General features: G+C 64.4%; 12 protein-coding genes. 5 read left to right on the top strand and 7 right to left on the bottom strand.

Annotated features, from left to right (window positions below; genetic code table 11):
- The first annotated feature begins 186 nt into the window (after nucleotides 1–186).
- On the top strand, nucleotides 187–1,701 hold the full coding sequence (locus tag KP010_RS19760) for an ATP-binding protein (protein WP_142863367.1): 1,515 nt from the start codon (nucleotides 187–189) through the stop codon (nucleotides 1,699–1,701).
- Between the two features lie 53 nt (nucleotides 1,702–1,754).
- On the opposite strand, the gene scpA is transcribed toward KP010_RS19760, so the two are convergent.
- Nucleotides 1,755–3,920 (bottom strand): methylmalonyl-CoA mutase, encoded by a 2,166-nt coding sequence (scpA, locus tag KP010_RS19755; protein ID WP_142863368.1) that lies wholly within the window; start codon nucleotides 3,918–3,920, stop codon nucleotides 1,755–1,757.
- Between scpA and KP010_RS19750 the strand changes: the two genes are divergently transcribed.
- Nucleotides 3,895–4,800 carry a hypothetical protein gene (locus KP010_RS19750; protein WP_142863369.1) on the top strand — a complete coding sequence of 302 codons (906 nt, stop codon included), beginning with the start codon at nucleotides 3,895–3,897 and terminating at the stop codon, nucleotides 4,798–4,800. The genes scpA and KP010_RS19750 overlap by 26 nt on opposite strands.
- Before the next feature lie 44 nt (nucleotides 4,801–4,844).
- Here KP010_RS19750 and KP010_RS19745 read toward each other — a convergent pair whose 3' ends face one another.
- Nucleotides 4,845–5,735, bottom strand: coding sequence for a retropepsin-like aspartic protease (locus KP010_RS19745; protein ID WP_142863370.1), 891 nt, complete (start codon nucleotides 5,733–5,735; stop codon nucleotides 4,845–4,847).
- Between the two features lie 168 nt (nucleotides 5,736–5,903).
- Between KP010_RS19745 and KP010_RS19740 the strand changes: the two genes are divergently transcribed.
- Complete coding sequence (locus tag KP010_RS19740) at nucleotides 5,904–6,485, top strand: EF-hand domain-containing protein (RefSeq protein ID WP_166143425.1); 582 nt, start codon at nucleotides 5,904–5,906, stop codon at nucleotides 6,483–6,485.
- 65 nt (nucleotides 6,486–6,550) lie between these two features.
- Here KP010_RS19740 and KP010_RS19735 read toward each other — a convergent pair whose 3' ends face one another.
- From KP010_RS19735 to KP010_RS19715, 5 genes are all read right to left on the bottom strand, one after another.
- Nucleotides 6,551–8,443: a methyl-accepting chemotaxis protein gene (locus tag KP010_RS19735; protein ID WP_216281379.1), complete on the bottom strand. Its 1,893-nt coding sequence runs from the start codon at nucleotides 8,441–8,443 to the stop codon at nucleotides 6,551–6,553.
- A gap of 483 nt (nucleotides 8,444–8,926) precedes the next feature.
- Nucleotides 8,927–10,516, bottom strand: a complete 1,590-nt coding sequence (locus tag KP010_RS19730; protein WP_142863372.1) for a patatin-like phospholipase family protein — start codon at nucleotides 10,514–10,516, stop codon at nucleotides 8,927–8,929.
- A 105-nt stretch (nucleotides 10,517–10,621) separates the two neighbouring features.
- A complete protein-coding gene (locus KP010_RS19725; RefSeq protein ID WP_142863373.1) occupies nucleotides 10,622–10,945 on the bottom strand; it encodes a cytochrome c in 324 nt (107 codons plus the stop codon).
- Between the two features lie 44 nt (nucleotides 10,946–10,989).
- Nucleotides 10,990–12,207 (bottom strand): LL-diaminopimelate aminotransferase, encoded by a 1,218-nt coding sequence (locus tag KP010_RS19720; protein ID WP_142863374.1) that lies wholly within the window; start codon nucleotides 12,205–12,207, stop codon nucleotides 10,990–10,992.
- Nucleotides 12,208–12,288: 81 nt separating this feature from the next.
- Nucleotides 12,289–12,657, bottom strand: a complete 369-nt coding sequence (locus tag KP010_RS19715; protein WP_142863375.1) for a hypothetical protein — start codon at nucleotides 12,655–12,657, stop codon at nucleotides 12,289–12,291.
- Between the two features lie 201 nt (nucleotides 12,658–12,858).
- On the opposite strand from KP010_RS19715, the gene KP010_RS19710 reads away from it, so the two are divergent.
- Together KP010_RS19710 and KP010_RS19705 are read left to right on the top strand one after the other, a co-directional pair.
- Entirely contained in the window at nucleotides 12,859–15,102 is a 2,244-nt protein-coding gene (locus KP010_RS19710; RefSeq protein WP_142863376.1) for an alpha/beta hydrolase, read from the top strand.
- 208 nt (nucleotides 15,103–15,310) lie between these two features.
- The gene (locus KP010_RS19705) at nucleotides 15,311–16,408 is read left to right on the top strand and encodes an acyltransferase (protein WP_142863377.1); all 1,098 of its coding nucleotides are present in this window, start codon (nucleotides 15,311–15,313) and stop codon (nucleotides 16,406–16,408) included.
- Nucleotides 16,409–16,412: the final 4 nt, after the last annotated feature.

The raw sequence follows: 16,412 nt of genomic DNA, 5'->3' as shown, positions 1-16,412 counted from the left end.
TCGTCGTTCCGCAAAGCCACAATGAATTTCTGCATCCGCATCATAGAACGCCTCCTATTCGCGCGGTAGAAGAAAATTCTCCGCTCTTGTCCACAGGCGCCGCGGCGCGGTTGAACGGGCGGCGCGAATCGATGTTTAACTCCGCGCCATGATCTTTCCCTCCTTCACGGCCGGAGGGGCGCCGCGATGACGGCGCCCGCCAAGGTTTCCATCGATCTCGGGACCCGCGCCGATGGCGGCGTCGCGACGCTCGATCTCGAGGAGCTGCTGGCGACGCGCCTTCTGGTGCAGGGCAATTCCGGCTCCGGCAAATCGCATCTGCTGCGCCGCCTGCTGGAGCAGAGCGCGCCCTGGGTGCAGCAGGCGATCATCGATCCGGAAGGCGATTTCGTCACGCTGGCCGAGCGCTACGGCCATGTGGTGGTGGACGCCCGCTGCGGCGTCGCCGATCTCACCCGCATCGCCGCGCGGGCGCGCCAGCACCGCGTCTCTGTGGTGCTCGATCTCGAGGGGCTCGACGCCGAGCAGCAGATGCACGCCGCCGCCGCTTTTCTCGGCGGACTTTTCGACGCCGAGCGCGACCAATGGTATCCGCTGCTCGTCGTGGTGGACGAGGCGCAGCTCTTCGCGCCCGCCGTCGCCGGCGAAGTGTCGGACGAGGCGCGCAAGGCCTCGCTCGGCGCCATGACCAATCTGATGTGTCGCGGCCGCAAGCGCGGTCTCGCCGGCGTCATCGCCACACAGCGCCTCGCCAAGCTCGCCAAGAATGTCGCGGCGGAAGCATCCAATTTTCTCATGGGCCGCACCTTCCTCGACATAGACATGGCGCGCGCCGCCGATCTGCTCGGCATGGAGCGGCGGCAGGCGGAAATGTTCCGCGATCTGCAGAGCGGCAATTTCGTCGCCCTCGGCCCGGCCATGGCGCGCCGCCCGCTGCCCGTGCGCATCGGCCCGGTGGAGACTTCCGCGCGCAATGTCAGCCCCAGGCTGCTGCCGCTGCCGGAGGCCGGCGCCGACGACGCGCATCTCATTTTCACGCCGGGCGCCAATGAAGCGCGCTTCGAGGCGCCGCGCCGGCCGCCGCCGCCCGCGCCGACCGCCGATGTGCTGGCGCGGCTCGCCCGCAGCGCGCCGCCGGCGCCGCCCGCCGCCGAGCCGCCGCCGAGCCTCTCGCCCGAGCAGCGTCAGGCTGCGATCGATTCGGCGCTGCGCGAGATTTTGACCGACGGCGACGCCAATTTCCGCACCATAGCCGTGCTCTATCAGGATTTTCTGGTGCGCTGCCGGATTCGCCGCATCGGCGGCGAGCCTTTGAGCCTGCCCGCCTTCCGCCGTCGCCTCGCCGTGGCCCATGCCGGCATAGAGCTCGCCGAAGCCGAATCCGCAGATTCGCCCTGGGCCGAGGTGCTCGCAATGGCCGGCGCTCTGCCGGAGGATATGCAGGGGGTTTTTCTATCGCTGGCCCGCGCGGCCTTCGACCGCCGCCCCTGCCCTTCCGACGCGGATGTCGCCAGCGCCTATGGCACGCGCTCGCCCGGACGGGCGCGGCGGCTGCTCGCCTATATGGAGGAGCGGCAGGCGATCGTCTGTCGGCTCGATGCGCGCGGCTGGCGCATCGTCGCCATTCCCGGCGTCGCCTGGGAGACCGAGCCCGGCGATCCCGCCGCGGAGGTGGCGACGTCCGACGCAGGCCCGACCTGACAAAAAATTCAGAGTGGTGAAATGATGCGAGCCTGAAGGCTCGCATCATGAGCCTACTGCCGGACCGTCTCCCGCTGCGCATAGCCGAGCCGGATGTTCAGCTCTTGCAGCACTTTCTCGGCGGCTTCCGGAATATTGGTGCCGGGCGGGAAGATCGCCGCGGCGCCGGCGTCGTAGAGCGCCTGAAAATCCTGCTCGGGAATGACGCCGCCGACGACCATCATCACCTCCTCGCGTCCCGCCGCCTTCAGCGCGTCGCGCAATTCCGGCGTCAGAGCGAGATGGCCGGCGGTCATCGTGTTCACGCCGACGATATGCACCTGTTCTTCCGCGGCGCGCTTGGCCACTTCTTCCGGCGTCGCGAAGAGATCGCCGATGACGACCTCGAAGCCCAGATCCGTGAAGGCGGAGGCGATGACCTTCTGGCCGCGGTCATGGCCGTCCTGGCCGAGCTTGGCGACGAGGATCTTCGGCTTGCGCTTGTCGTTCTCGGCGAAGGCCGCCGTCATGCTGCGCACGCGCGCGACCTTGTCGCAATCGGCGCCCGCCTCGCGCGCATAGACGCCGGAAATGACATTGGCCTTGGGCTTATGGCGGTCGAAGACTTTTTCCATCGCGAAGGAGATTTCGCCGACGCTCGCCTTGGCGCGCGCGGCCTCGATCGCCAGCGCCAGAAGATTGCCGTCGCCCTTGGCGCCCTCGGTCAGCGCATCGAGCGCGGCTTGCGTCTTCGCCTCGTCACGCTCGGCGCGCAGGCGCTGGAGCTTGGCGATCTGCGCGGCGCGCACGGCGGAATTATCGACCTTCAGCACATCCGGCGCGACGTCGCTGTCCGGGCGGAACTTGTTCACGCCGACGACGACCTGCTGTCCCGTGTCGATGCGCGCCTGCGTCTTGGCCGCGACCTCCTCGATGCGCTGCTTGGGCAGGCCCGCGGCGATCGCCTTGGCCATGCCGCCGAGGCTCTCGATCTCTTCGATATGCTTCCACGCAGCTTCGGCCAGCTCGGCGGTCAGCTTCTCGACATAGAAGGAGCCGCCCCAAGGATCGATGATGCGCGTCGTGCCGCTCTCCTCCTGCAAAACAATCTGGGTATTGCGGGCGATGCGGGCGGAGAAGTCGGTCGGCAGCGCCAGCGCCTCGTCGAGCGCATTGGTGTGCAGCGATTGCGTATGCCCTTGAGTCGCCGCCATCGCCTCGACGCTGGTGCGGATGGCGTTGACGTAAACATCTTGCGCGGTGAGCGACCAGCCGGAGGTCTGGCAATGAGTGCGCAACGTCATGCTCTTCTCGGACTTGGCGCCGAGATCCTTCATCAGCCGCGCCCACAGCAGGCGCGCGGCGCGGAGCTTGGCCACCTCCATGAAGAAATTCATGCCAATGGCGAAGAAGAAGGAAAGCCGCGGCGCGAAAGCGTCGATATCGAGCCCCGCGGCGACGCCGGCGCGCACATATTCGACGCCATCGGCGAGCGTGTAGCCGAGCTCGAGATCGGCGGAGGCGCCGGCCTCCTGCATGTGATAGCCGGAGATGGAGATGGAGTTGAACTTCGGCATATTCTTGCTGGTGTAGGCGAATATGTCCGAGACGATGCGCATCGACGGAAACGGCGGATAGATATAGGTGTTGCGCACCATGAATTCTTTGAGGATGTCGTTCTGGATCGTGCCGGTGAGCTGCGCCGGCGGCACGCCCTGCTCCTCGCCCGCCACGATGAACAGCGCGAGAACCGGCAGAACGGCGCCGTTCATCGTCATCGACACGCTCATCTGCTCGAGCGGAATGCCGTCGAAGAGCGTGCGCATGTCATAGATGGAATCGATGGCGACGCCCGCCATGCCGACGTCGCCGGAGACGCGCGGATGATCGCTGTCATAGCCGCGATGGGTGGCGAGATCGAAGGCGATGGAGAGGCCCTTCTGCCCGGCGGCGAGATTGCGGCGGTAGAAGGCGTTGCTGTCCTCGGCCGTTGAGAAGCCCGCATATTGGCGGATCGTCCAGGGCTGGGCGACATACATGGTCGGATAAGGCCCGCGCACATAGGGCGCGACGCCGGGGAATCCATCGATGAAAGAGAGCCCGTCTATGTCCTGCGGCCCGTAGGAATTCTTGACTTCTATGCCCTCGGGCGTCAGCCAGCGACGCGGCTCGGCGGCCTCCTTCGGGGTCGCGGCGACGGGAGCGAAGGCGATTTTGCTGAAGTCGGGAATTTGGGACATTTCTTTCCTCGGAACGGCTCTCCCGACTTTTAGCGAAAAGCGGCGGGAGGCGCAAAGGGCGAGGGCGAACGGCACGCACAACACCACGGGCAGGAACTCTCTTTCACTTCTGGAAAAACAACGAAAGATCGACTACTTTGGTCAGTCTGTCACAGGAACTAAGATAATGGCGCTCCTTGATTTTCTGGCCTTTGCATTGGTAGCCACTCTCCTTTCACTCGTAATGTTTTTCGCCAATGACTTTCTCAAAAATTCTCAGTCAGCGACGAGTGTCTGGCAACCCTGGGTGACAGCGATTGGAGTAATTGCAGCCGCGTTCTTTGTTGTATGGCAGCAACATATGATAGCTAAAAGAGAAGCAGAGCAACGCAGCAGGAAAAGCGTGGCTGCGCGCGCAGTGATGCCGGCCGCATTAGCCGAAATTTGCCAATATGCACAAAAATGCGGTCATATACTAAAAGATATTTACCCACGAACAGCAGACCATTGCCTACTTGCAGGCTCATTTTGCATTCCTGAATTTCCATCAGACGCAATCAAGGTTCTTAGGGATTGCATAGAACACGCTGACAAACCCCATATTGAACCAATCGCAGGCTGCATCAAACGCCTTCAAGTCCAAAACTCTCGGCTAACCTCTCTGCTAGGGAAGCCGAGCGAAACGCTCATACACATACACCAAATTGATTCTGCGTTACGAGATGTAATCGAACTCCACGCATGCTGTTCGGATTTATTCTGGTATGCGCGATTCGAAACGGAAGAACCTGATATGACAATCGAGCAGTCTATATTTAACAGCGCAACAATTTGCAATATTGACGAACATAGCTTCCCCTCTTTGTTTAAGTATATGCGAGGCATTAAACTGATAAACTAACCTTCCCTCTCAAGAGTCAAGCTTTATCGCTATGTCGCCACCGCCTACCTCACCGCCTTCCACCGCGGCCCCTCCGCGCCGAAATCTAGCTCCCACCGAAACCGGCTCAAAACGTCGAATCCAAGGATGATCGGCGCCTCGCCGCCGAGCGCCTCGCGCAAAGGCCCAAAATCATAGGAGACGAAGACGACATCCTTCAGCACGCGTCCCGCGCCTATGTCGATCTCCTTGACCTTATAGATTTTCGCGTCGATCTTCTTGCCGGAGGCCTCGCTCACCTTGGCCTTTTTCTTCACCGGGACGAACAGCCCCTTGTGCCGCTCGAGAAACCGCCGATCGACGGCGGAGATTTCGGCCCCGGTGTCGAAGAGGCCGAGCGCCGCCGTCTTGCCGAGGCGCGCCTCGAGGCCGACGAGCTTTTGATCCGGCCACAGCCTTCGGAAGGGCCGCCAGCCCGCGCCGTCGCCCTGCGGGAAAAAGACCATCTCGCCGCTCTCGAGATCGAGCGAGAAGCGCGCGCCTTGGAAGAAATCGAGCCCGAGCAGATCGTCCCCGTCCGAGGTCGCGCAGCGGGTGACGCGATATTTGGCCCGGCCGATATTATTGCCCTGCGCGGCCTTCAGCTCGACATTGGCCGCCTCCACATCCTCGCAGCGGGAAGCGACGCCCGAGGCGCTGGTGGATACGCTGGCGCCCAGCGCCGGAAAGCCGGCATTCCAGGGCGCGAGCTTGATGCGGCTGGTGGAGGCGGCTGTGTCGAGCCGCATCGGCCCCATCACATTGCCGAAACGCATTGTGACATAGGCGCGCCCGCCGCCATCGGCGCCATGGATAACATTCAGCGGAACGATGGAGCGCTCCTGACCTCGCGCGGGAAGGAGACCGATGAGGCCGAAGAGAAGGAAAATCGGCAGGCGCGAAAGGATTTTCGTCATGGCGCGGCGACTCCGTCCCGGCGGGCAGAGCGTCTATAGCGCGACGCGAGGCTTTCGTCTGCCCGCGGAAATCGAGCAGAGACCGGGCGCGGCGATTTCGTGATATTGCAGAGCTGTCGGCTCTCTCGCGGCGCGCGATCGACCGACGAAGACACTGGAGGTCATCCCATGGGACGTGCGGCGGTCCGGCTGGCGGCCGGTCTATTGGCTTTGGTTTCGAGCGCAGCGCTCGCGCAGCAGCATCGACCGCGCGGCGTTCCGATCGACGCGCCGCGCGGGCCGACAGGCGGCGGCGGGGCGGATGACGTGCTCGCCACATCGAGCGAATGGGGCGGCGCCGGCGGCGTCTATACTTGCGAGCAATGGAAGCAATATCTCGAGCGCATGTTCCGCCTCGCCGACAAGCGTAAGCGCGGATTCATCGACGCACAGGATTTCGAGATCATTCCCCGCGCGAGCGTCGTGTTTCGCTCCGCCACATTCGATTATTTCGACATGGCCGGAAAGGGCCGCGTGACGCGCGCGGAGTTTCTGGCCTTTCCGAGCCCCTTCTTCGCCCGCTACGACAGGAAGAAGAGCTGCCGCGTCTTCCAGGAAGAGCTGGCGCGGGCGCAAGCGCCGAGCGGGGGATCGCAATCGCCGGCGCCGCAATCGGGCGGGGGCTTCCCCGGCCGGGGCGGCGGAGGCGGATTCGGCGGCGGCTATGGCGGGGGCGGCTTCGGCGGGGGCGGCGGCGGCTTCGGACGCTGAGTCGGGACGATGTGAGCGGGGAGCGGCCTACTCCCTGCTCGCTATTTTGCGCGGCCGCCGCGCTCTCAGAACTCGGCCCACTCTTCCTCCTGCGGCGCCTCCTTGCGCACGGCGGAGCCGGAACGCGCGGTCGCGACGCGTTTCAGCATGGGCCTCGACGGCGCGCGCGTCTCGATCTCGCCGATCTTGAAGCGCGCGACGAGCTGCACCAGCTCGGCGCTGTCCTCGGCCAGCGAACGGCTCGCCGCATTGGTCTCCTCGGACATTGCGGCGTTCTTCTGCGTGACCTGATCGATCTCCTGCACCGCCGTATTCACCTCGCGCAGGCCGGTCGATTGCGCCGCGGCGCTCGAGGCGATGGCAGTGACGACGACATCGATGCGATTGACCTGCTCGACGATGCGATGGAGCGAGGCGCCCGTCTCGGCGACCAGCGTTACGCCATCCTGCACGCGCGCATTGGAGACGGCGATCAGATCCTTGATCTCCTTGGCGGCCTCGGCCGAGCGCTGGGCCAGCGAGCGCACCTCTGTCGCCACCACGGCGAAACCGCGGCCGGCTTCGCCCGCGCGCGCCGCCTCGACGCCGGCGTTGAGCGCGAGAAGATTGGTCTGAAAGGCGATCTCGTCGATGACGCCGATGATCTGGCCGATCTGCTCGGAGGACTTCTCTATGCCGCCCATCGCGTCGATCGCCTCGCCGACGATCTTCTCGCCCTTGACGGCGTCGGTCTTGGCGTCGCCGACGATCTCGCGCGCTTCGACGGCGCTCTCGGCCGCCTTGCGCACCGTGTCGGTGATCTGGCCGACGGCCGCGGCCGTCTGCGCCAATGTCGCCGCCTGCTGCTCATTGCGCTGCGAGAGATCCTCGGAGGCGCGGGCGATCTCGCGCGTGCTGGAGCCGATCGCGCCGCTCGTCGCCACAATGCCGCGCAGCGTGTGCTGCATACGCTCCACGGCGGCGTTGAACTGCGCGCGGAGCTTCTCGTAATCCTTGATGAACTCCTTCTTGAGGCGGACCTCGAGGTCGCCCTCGGCGAGCCGCTCCATGGCGGCCGTATATTCGGCGAAGAAGAAGTCGCGATTCTCTATGTACCATTTGGCGCCGGCGGCTTTTTCTTCCAGCTTGGCGGCGGCGGCGGCGTTCTGCTCGGCGGCGCGCGCCTCGGCGAGGCGCACCTCCTCGAGCTTGTCGTGAACCACGGCGATGGCGTCGCGCAGCCGGCCGATCTCATCGTCGCGCCCGGCGAAGGGCGGCTGTCCGAGCTTGTCGCCGCGCGCGAGCTTGGCGGCGTAATCGGAAAGCGCCACGATCGGCTTCACCACGCGCCGATGCGCCAGAAGCGCGGCGCCGGCGAGCGCGGCGATGATGGCGAAGGTCGCCGCGAGGCTCGCGAGATCATAACGCCCGACCAGCGAGATCGCGCTACTCTCCATCGACGCCGCAAAGCCGTTCGCCTCGTCGACCTGCCGCTCGACGAGCGCGCGATGCGCCGAAAAGCGCTCGTCGAGACGCGCCAGCGACGCGCTGACCGCGGCGCTGTCGCCACGCTCGACCGCGGGAAGGAAAACGTCGATCTCGCGCCAGAAGGCGTCCGCCTCCTTGGCGGCGGGTCCATTGGCGAGCGCGACGAGGCTCGCGGGCAGAAGCGTCGATTTGGACCAGAAGCCGCGACGCTCGTCGAATTTCTCGCGCAGCGTCCGCAGCCGCGATTTCGCCTCGGCCGCATCCAGCTTGAAGGAGGCGGCGAGTTCCGCGTCGAGATAGGCTTCCACGAGGAAGAGCGGAGGCGGCAGGAGATCGGCGTTGAAATCCTTGCCCGCGCCGATTTTCTGATAGGCGCTTCCGCCGATGCGCAGCTCGTCGAGAATGTAGCGCCCGGCGCCGGCCGTCGCGAGGAAAGCGAGAAAAGCGACGGCGGCGAGCAGGCTCGCGGCGCGGGAAATGGACAGGCGCATCGACAGTGCCTCCGAATGGAATGGCCGCTCGGAGACGATCTTAGTCCTGGCGGCGCAGATGTGATGGGAAAGAGCGGGCGTCGGCCCGCGGAGAATCTCCGCGGCCGCAGACAGCCGGATCGGCGCCGGAATGAAGGAGTGGCGTCATGCCTTCGCGCACATGCCGCCACATGCGCCCGATCCTCCATGCGACAAAATTACACAGCAAAAATTAAGAGTTCATGCATGATGCGGAGATTCGGTCGGCCGCTTCCGTCAAATCGGAAGCGCCAAAAAAAGACCGCCCTGGGACCCAGAGCGGTCGGCGGACGCCATGCACGTCCATTTTCGGCCAGCACGCGCCTTACGCGTCAGAGCACCGCGTTCAAAACGATTTGTTCGCCACCAGTCTTCATCGATTTCTCCTCGTGCTCTGCAGAGCTGCATCAATGGTCCGAATCCGGCGCGGTCGATCTATCGCATGACACATGACAAACAATCTCTCTATCTATTGCTCCCGGCTCTCGTTAGCAAGAGCCTGATGCCGGAGTCGCGGGGAGACGGCCGAGAGACCGCGAAGATCGGCGTCATTCCCGCATTGAACTCTCTGTCGGGCGGCCGCCTCGCGACGGGAGCGCCAGCTTCGCCGAACCCATCCCACGCCGCCTCGACGGGGCCGAATTCCACTGGCACATTCAACTGTATCGACACTTCTTCGGCGTTCCAATATCCGCTGCGCACGGAGAGCATATCGTGTCCGGCGTCCCGCAAGGGCGCCATGAATCCGTAGCGCGTCTCCTTTTTCAAAATATAGAGACTCCTTCCTGAATATTTGGTGAGGTCGTCGTTGATCAGCAGGACGACGTCGTCGCGCTTCCGGCCGTCCCCGATTTGGCGCTCCACGATGAACTCGGTGAACGGCACCGTCTCGCCGTCCGGTCCATCGACACGGATATGGCATTCCGTTCTCGAACGCGCCCCATCGCCATTGACCAGCGGGAGAATGACGCCGGGCACGACTTTTCCCGGCGGGATCTCCGATAGCTGCTCGACGAAGAGCTGGTCCGGCGAATTGGCTTGCAGCAGGCTGTGAGCGTCGACCTTGAACCTCACATAGCGGTTGATTCCCACGGCGTGCCGCCAGCTTTCCTCGATGAAGGCGACAAGTCGCGTCTCGGTGTCGCGCAGCTTGATCGGCGCGGTGTATCGCTGCTGATCGGCGTCGGAATGCGCGCCGTTCAGCCAACCGAGAAAGAAATTTCGCGTCTGCTCTTTGACATGGTCATATTCCTCGTCGAGGCCGACGCCGACGATGTCGTGGAAGTCGAAAGTGTCGAGCGCCGTCTCCAGCGGCAGCACATTCTTGACGCCGACGATCGCTCTCGACCGCGTCTCCCTTTGCGAGATCATGGACGAGATCAGGGCGAACAAATAGCCGGCGCTCGATTTCGCCGATCGAATCGGCCGCGGCGAAAAGCCTATGGCGAATACGGGAGTGCCCCCTGCGCTTTCCGCTAGAATTTCGGTCGGCAAATTGTCGAACACGCCGCCATCGACCTGCTGGCCGTGATCGTCGCGGGCATAGGACGCGAAAACCACCGGAATCGAGCAAGACGCACGCAGCGCATGTCGCAGCGTGTCGCCCATATGGCAAGGCGCCGAGCGCGCCTGATAGACATCGGAAATCATGATGTGGAGCTTGATATCGGACTCGAAGTCGGACAGGCTGCGCCGCACGTCGAGTCCGAGCTCCCGGAAAATGTCTTCGAGCAGCGCGTCGAACTTCCGGACGTCGTAGACCGTTTTGCCGGTCAGCATGAACCACAGGACGAACAGCCATCCCCGAAACTTTCCGAAGCGCGGAAAGTTCTTTCGAATTTCTTTGTCTTTTCTGCGAATTGCTTTTTTCAGGTCGTCGTATTTGATGTTCTGCGTCAAAAGAAACGCCGCGAGCGACCCGGCCGAAGAGCCCGCCACCGCTTTGACCGCGATCTTGCCGTCGTTCTGAAGGCCTTTGATCGCATCGGCGGCGGCAATGAGCGTGATGAGGCGAGCGCCGCCCCCTTGAAAAGCGACATTTACGACACGTGTCATCGAATTTCATCAGGCCTGATGCGCCCGCCTCGAAAAACATCGAATGATAAGCCGAACTTTTCTTATCACGGGAAAAGGGTCGGCGTCATCATCGGACGGGCGCGGTCACTTGCGCTGGATCGACGCCATATAGGCGAGCAGCGATTCGATCTGGCCGGGCGAGAATTCGAAGCGCGGCATGTCGAGCCCGCCATGGCCGACGACGATCCCTTCGGCCAGCGCCTCCTCGAGGTTTTCGAGCGGATATTTCTTCGTGAGCGCGCGGAAGGGCGGCGAGGCCGGATTGGGGCTCTTTCCCGTAACGCCGACGGCGTGGCAGCGGCTGCAATTGGCCTTGGCGATCGCGCGGCCGCGCTCGATCTGCTCGGCCGCGAATGTCTCGCGCGGAAGAAAGACGACGAGCGCGCATAGGATCAGAATGAAGCGCATCTTTGCGGCTCCTCTCTTCGCTCCGCCGGAAGCGGCGCGCCGCCTCACCCGCGCGCCTGCAGCGGCACGACATTGTGCAGCGTCGTTTCCGCGCCCTCGAAGAAGCGGCGCAGATTGCGCGCCGCCTGGCGAATGCGCTGCTCATTCTCGACCAGAGCGAGACGCAGATAGCCCTCGCCATGCTCGCCGAAGCCGACGCCCGGCGCGACCGCGACATCCGCCTTCTCGATGAGGAGCTTGGAAAATTCGAGGCTGGTCAGGCCGGAAAAGCGCTCTGGGATCGGCGCCCAGACGAACATGGAGGCGGAAGGCGCCGGAATCGGCCAGCCGGCCTGCGCGAAGCTCTCCACCATCACGTCGCGGCGCTTCTTATAGATGGCGCGCATCTCCTTGATGCAATCGTCCGGCCCGTTCAGCGCCGCGGTCGCCGCCACCTGCACCGGCGTGAAGGCGCCATAGTCGAGGTAGCTCTTCACCCGCGCCAGCGCCGCGCAGAGCCGCTCGTTGCCGACGGCGAAGCCGATGCGCCAGCCGGCCATGGAGAAGGTCTTCGACAGCGAGGAGAACTCCACCGCTATGTCCATCGCGCCATTGACCTGCAGGATCGACGGCGGCGGATTATCGTCGAAATAGACCTCGGCATAGGCGATGTCGGAGAGCACGAATATGTCGTGCCGCTTCGCGAAGGCGACGAGATCCTTGTAGAAATCGAGCGAGGCGACCGTCGCCGTCGGATTGGCCGGATAGCAGACGACAATGGCGATGGGCTTAGGGATGGAATGCGCGACCGCCTTCTCCAACGCGTGGAAGAGTTCCGGCGTCGGATCGGCCGGCACGGAGCGGATGACGCCGCCCGCCATCAGAAAGCCGAAGGCGTGAATCGGATAGGAGGGGTTGGGCGCGAGGATCACATCGCCGGGCGCGGTGATCGCCTGCGCCATATTGGCGAAGCCCTCCTTGGAGCCGAGCGTCGCCACCACCTGCGTCTCGGGATCGAGCTTCACGCCGAAGCGGCGCTCGTAATAGCCGGCCTGGGCGCGGCGCAGCCCGGCGATGCCTTTGGAGGCGGAATAGCGATCGGTGCGCGGACGGCCGGCCGTCTCGACCAGCTTCTCGATCACATGGCGCGGCGCGGGCAGATCGGGATTGCCCATGCCGAGGTCGATGATGTCGGCGCCGCCGGCGCGCGCCTTGGCCTTGAGCCGATTGACCTGCTCGAAAACATAAGGGGGAAGCCGCTTGATGCGATAGAAGTCCGACATCGCCTATTTCCGTTGAAAGCTCCGCCGGCGCCCATTTCGAGGCGCGACGGACGATTGTGACGCGAAACCCTTTCGAAAGAGCTAGGGCCGTTTCGTCTCGGCGCGCCGTTCTTTCGGCGCGTCGGGAATTTTGACGCGGGCGCCGCGGGCGCGATTGGCGGCCGCGGCGGCGGCCAGCTCTTTCTCGAGCGAGGCGGCGCGGGCGGCGCTCTTCTTGGCGTCCGTCTTGACGTCCGCCGCCGGCCTCGGCGCGGCGAAGGGCGTGTAGCCGGTCGCGCCATTGCGCGAGCGTTCGACGAATTCGGCCGGCGCCGGCGCCGAGCGCCGCATTTCCATTCCTTCGAGGAATTTGCCAATCGATTGCCCCACCGTCTCCGATCCGGCCTCCTGCGCGCGCGCGCCTCCGACGACGGCGAACAGGGTCAGGCAGATCGCGAAACGCGGAATCATCGGCTTCTCCGGACAGCTGGCTTTCGTCATAGAGCGACAATACGGCTTTGATAAGGGGGCGCGCCCTTCCGCGACGCATCGCCGCGCTTAAGTATTGGAGGAAGCGCTTTTCTCCGCGCGAGACGGTTTCCGAACCTTCACGGGATATGCTCTAAGGAAGCGACGAGGCCGGCCGGGGAGCCGCCGAGGACAGGACAGCCGATGACCGCACAAAGACGTTCGCCAGCCGGAGCCAAACGGCGGCCGCCGCTCCATGCCGTGGAGCCCAAAGGCGCCGCCCAGAGCCCCGCCCAAGCCGCTCCTCGTGTCGCTCCTCAGGCCGCGCCCGTCGGGGCGCCGAAGGGGCGCACCGAGGCCGGCGAGCGAACGCCGACGCTCGCGCCCAAAAGCAAGGGCGCCGCGAAAGGCGCCGGCGCGGCAAAAAAAAAGGTCGCGAGCCCGGTCGTCGACACGCGGACCAAACCCGCGCCGCAGAAAAACTCCAAAAAACCCGCTCCGCCGAAAGCGGCGGATCGTCGCGAGGCGCTCGACGCCGCGGCCACCCTGCTGGCGAACGCCGCAGACGAGTTATCCGCCGATCAGCGCCGGCTGCTCGTCGACCGGCTCGCCCCCCACGCCCCAGAGCCGGAGCCGGCTCCCCGCACAAGGCCCCCGGCCCCGGCGCCGGCTGCGCCCAACGCCCATGATTTCGAGATTTTCGCGGAAAATCTGGCGCGGCTCGTCGATCAGGGCCGCAAGGCGCTCGCCGCCGCCATTGGCGGCATGGAGCCCGGCGATACGCGCAGCGAGCTCGCCAGCAATGTCGCCGATGCGGTGAAGACGCTCGGCGTCGTCGCCGAACGCTGGATGGCGAAGCCCGAGCAGGCGGTCGCCGCTCAGGCGACGCTCGTCTCCGGCCTCACCGATATCTGGAGTCAGACGCTGCGCCGTTTCTCCGGCGAGGACACGCCGCCGATCGTGCCGCCCGACCCCAATGACAAGCGCTTCTCCGCGCCGGAATGGAACGACAATCCCTTCTTCGACTGGCTGCGCCAATCCTATGCGCTGACGACGCGCTGGGCCGGCGAGACGGTGGAGCGCACAGAAGGGCTCGACCCGCAGGTGAAGGCGAAGGCCGGCTTCTACACACGGCTCGTCGCCAGCGCGCTGTCGCCCTCCAATTTCGTCGCCACCAATCCCGAGCTGCTGCGCGCCACGCTCGACGCGCGCGGCGAAAATCTCGTGCGCGGGATGAAGATGCTGACCGAGGATCTCTCCGCCGGCCATGGCATGTTGAAGCTGCGGCAGAGCGACGAGAGCAAATTCGAGCTCGGCGTCGATATGGCGACGACGCCCGGCAAGGTGGTGTATCGCACGCCGGTGATGGAGCTCATCCAATATGCGCCGTCGACGGAGACGGTCTATGAGCGCCCGCTGCTGATCGTGCCGCCCTGGATCAATAAATTCTACGTGCTCGATCTCAATCGCGAGAAGAGCTTCGTGCGCTGGGCGACGGCGCAGGGCCTCACCGTCTTCGTCATCTCCTGGGTCAATCCCGACGAGAGCCAGGCGGAGAAGGGTTTCGACGCTTACATGAAAGAAGGCGTGCTCGCCGCGCTGGACGCGGTGCAGCAAGCGACGGGCGCCAAACATGTGGCGGCGGCCGGCTATTGCGTCGGCGGCACGATGCTCGCCGCGACGCTCGCCTATCTGGCCGAGAAGGGCGACGATCGCATCGACAGCGTGACCTTTCTGGCAACGCAGGTGGATTTCACCGACGCCGGCGACATGCAGGTGTTCATCGACGAGGCGCGCCTCGCCGCGCTCGACGAAGCCATGTCGCGCACCGGCTATCTCGAAGGCGTCAAAATGGCGACGACCTTCAATCTTCTGCGTCCGAATGAATTGTTCTGGACCTATTTCGTCAACAATTACATGAAGGGCGTCGAGCCGGCGGCTTTCGATCTCCTCACCTGGAACTCGGACTGCACGCGCATCCCGCGCGCGAACCATCTCTTCTATCTGCGCTATTGCTACATTGAGAATGCGCTGTCGCAGGGCCGCATGGTCATCGACGGCGTCACGCTCAATCTCCGCAAGGTGAAGATTCCGATCTATGAGCTCGCCGCGAAGGAAGATCACATCGCGCCGGCGCGCTCCGTCTTCACGGGCGCGAAATATTTCGGCGGCGAGGTGCGCTATGTGCTCGCCGGCGCCGGCCATATAGCGGGCGTCGTCAATCCGCCGGCCAAGAACAAATATCAATATTGGACCGGCGGCCCGCCCGTGGGCGTCTATGAGGATTGGGCGAAGACCGCCCATGAAAACAAGGGCTCCTGGTGGGGCGACTGGCTCGCCTGGATCACCGCGCAAGCGCCGCAGCGCGTGCCCGCGCGCATCCCCGGCGACGGGAAGCTGAAGCCGCTGTGCGACGCGCCGGGGGAGTATGTGCGGGTGCGGGCGTGAGGCGAAAACGTCGCTTTTCATCGCGCTGAGCCACGCCTGCGCTCGGGCCTTTTTTCGCCGAAACATCCGGTGCGCGCCGCCCGCTCGTCCCGGGGCGGGAGCCTTTCCTTTCGCGCGGCACAAAACTTCCTAACCCGGGGAGGAAATTCGCCATCGCCTCGCTGCGACGCAACAATCGCGTCAAAACGAGACACAACCCGGGTATGAAATGGCTGCTGTCGTCGAGAAAAACGCCCACCTCGTCGCAATCCAATGGCTGCGCGCCATAGCGGCCGCGATGGTCGTTCTGCATCACGCCGGCTATTACGCCAATTCGGTCCGGGAACAATACGGCGCCGCTCACGCCGATTTTCTCGGCGTCTCCTTCTGGTGGTTCGGCATCCATATTTTTTTCGTCGTGTCCGGGTTCATCATGATCTACACGACGCGCGATTTCGGTTCGCCGGGCGCGTGGCGCAAGTTTATCTGGCGTCGGCTGCTGCGCATCGCGCCGCTCTACTGGATCGTCACGACGGTCGCCGTCGTTCTGCTTCTCATCTTTCCGCATTCGCTCGACATAACCAGCGATCGCCTGGCCTATGTGCTGAAATCCTACGCCTTCATCCCCGTGCTGCGCTCGGAAGGCGATCTGCGCCCGATCGTCGGCCAGGGATGGACGCTCGACACCGAAATGTTCTTCTACGCCGCCTTCGCGCTCGCGACCTTCCTGCCGCGCCGCCTCGGCGTGCTCGCGCTTTCGGGGAGCTTCTGCCTGCTGGTCGCGCTCGGCCGCAATCTCACTTCGGCCTCGCCGATCCTCTTCACCTGGACCGACGGCCTGCTGCTGGAATTTCTGTTCGGCGTCTATCTCGGCCTCGCCTTCGAGCATGGCCTGCGCATTTCCAACGTCATGCGTCTGGCCGCCATCACGCTCGGCCTGGGGCTGCTCGCGCTCGAAATGAAAGGACCGACTTTCCTGACCTCGGGAATTCCCGCGGCGCTGATCGTCGGCGGCGCGACGCTCGGCCCCGCTCTGCGAGAGACTTCCGCGATGCGGTGGCTCACCTATTTGGGCGATGCCTCCTACAGCCTCTATCTCACGCATACTTTCATCGTTCGCCCGCTGCGCAACCTCTGGGTCGTGGCGATCGGCGATCGGGCGCCGGCGGATTTCCTGATTCTCGCCGCCTTGTTCGCCTCCATCGTTTTCGCGGTCGCGGTTTATCGCTTCGTCGAAAAGCCGATCACGACCTATCTGCATCGCCGTTTCGCCGCGCGGGCGAAGCCGCCGCGCGAATCTTCGGCCATTGCGCTGGCGTTGAAATGAGCGG

The sequence above is a fragment of the Methylosinus sp. KRF6 genome (assembly GCF_018887255.1).
Lineage (GTDB): Bacteria > Pseudomonadota > Alphaproteobacteria > Rhizobiales > Beijerinckiaceae > Methylosinus > Methylosinus sporium.
Note: the sequence above shows the minus strand (reverse complement) of the source record. Positions and strands in the feature narration are given on the sequence as shown.

What these genes read in the sequence shown, in the direction of transcription:
- KP010_RS19735 (WP_216281379.1), bottom strand. Translation starts at nt 8,443, where the DNA reads ATGCGCCTGTCCATTTCCCGCGCCGCGAGCCTGCTCGCCGCCGTCGCT.
- KP010_RS19725 (WP_142863373.1), bottom strand. Translation starts at nt 10,945, where the DNA reads ATGCGCTTCATTCTGATCCTATGCGCGCTCGTCGTCTTTCTTCCGCGC.
- KP010_RS19715 (WP_142863375.1), bottom strand. Translation starts at nt 12,657, where the DNA reads ATGATTCCGCGTTTCGCGATCTGCCTGACCCTGTTCGCCGTCGTCGGA.
- KP010_RS19745 (WP_142863370.1), bottom strand. Translation starts at nt 5,735, where the DNA reads ATGACGAAAATCCTTTCGCGCCTGCCGATTTTCCTTCTCTTCGGCCTC.
- KP010_RS19760 (WP_142863367.1), top strand. Translation starts at nt 187, where the DNA reads ATGACGGCGCCCGCCAAGGTTTCCATCGATCTCGGGACCCGCGCCGAT.
- KP010_RS19730 (WP_142863372.1), bottom strand. Translation starts at nt 10,516, where the DNA reads ATGACACGTGTCGTAAATGTCGCTTTTCAAGGGGGCGGCGCTCGCCTC.
- scpA (WP_142863368.1), bottom strand. Translation starts at nt 3,920, where the DNA reads ATGTCCCAAATTCCCGACTTCAGCAAAATCGCCTTCGCTCCCGTCGCC.
- KP010_RS19740 (WP_166143425.1), top strand. Translation starts at nt 5,904, where the DNA reads ATGGGACGTGCGGCGGTCCGGCTGGCGGCCGGTCTATTGGCTTTGGTT.
- KP010_RS19710 (WP_142863376.1), top strand. Translation starts at nt 12,859, where the DNA reads ATGACCGCACAAAGACGTTCGCCAGCCGGAGCCAAACGGCGGCCGCCG.
- KP010_RS19720 (WP_142863374.1), bottom strand. Translation starts at nt 12,207, where the DNA reads ATGTCGGACTTCTATCGCATCAAGCGGCTTCCCCCTTATGTTTTCGAG.
- KP010_RS19705 (WP_142863377.1), top strand. Translation starts at nt 15,311, where the DNA reads ATGGCTGCTGTCGTCGAGAAAAACGCCCACCTCGTCGCAATCCAATGG.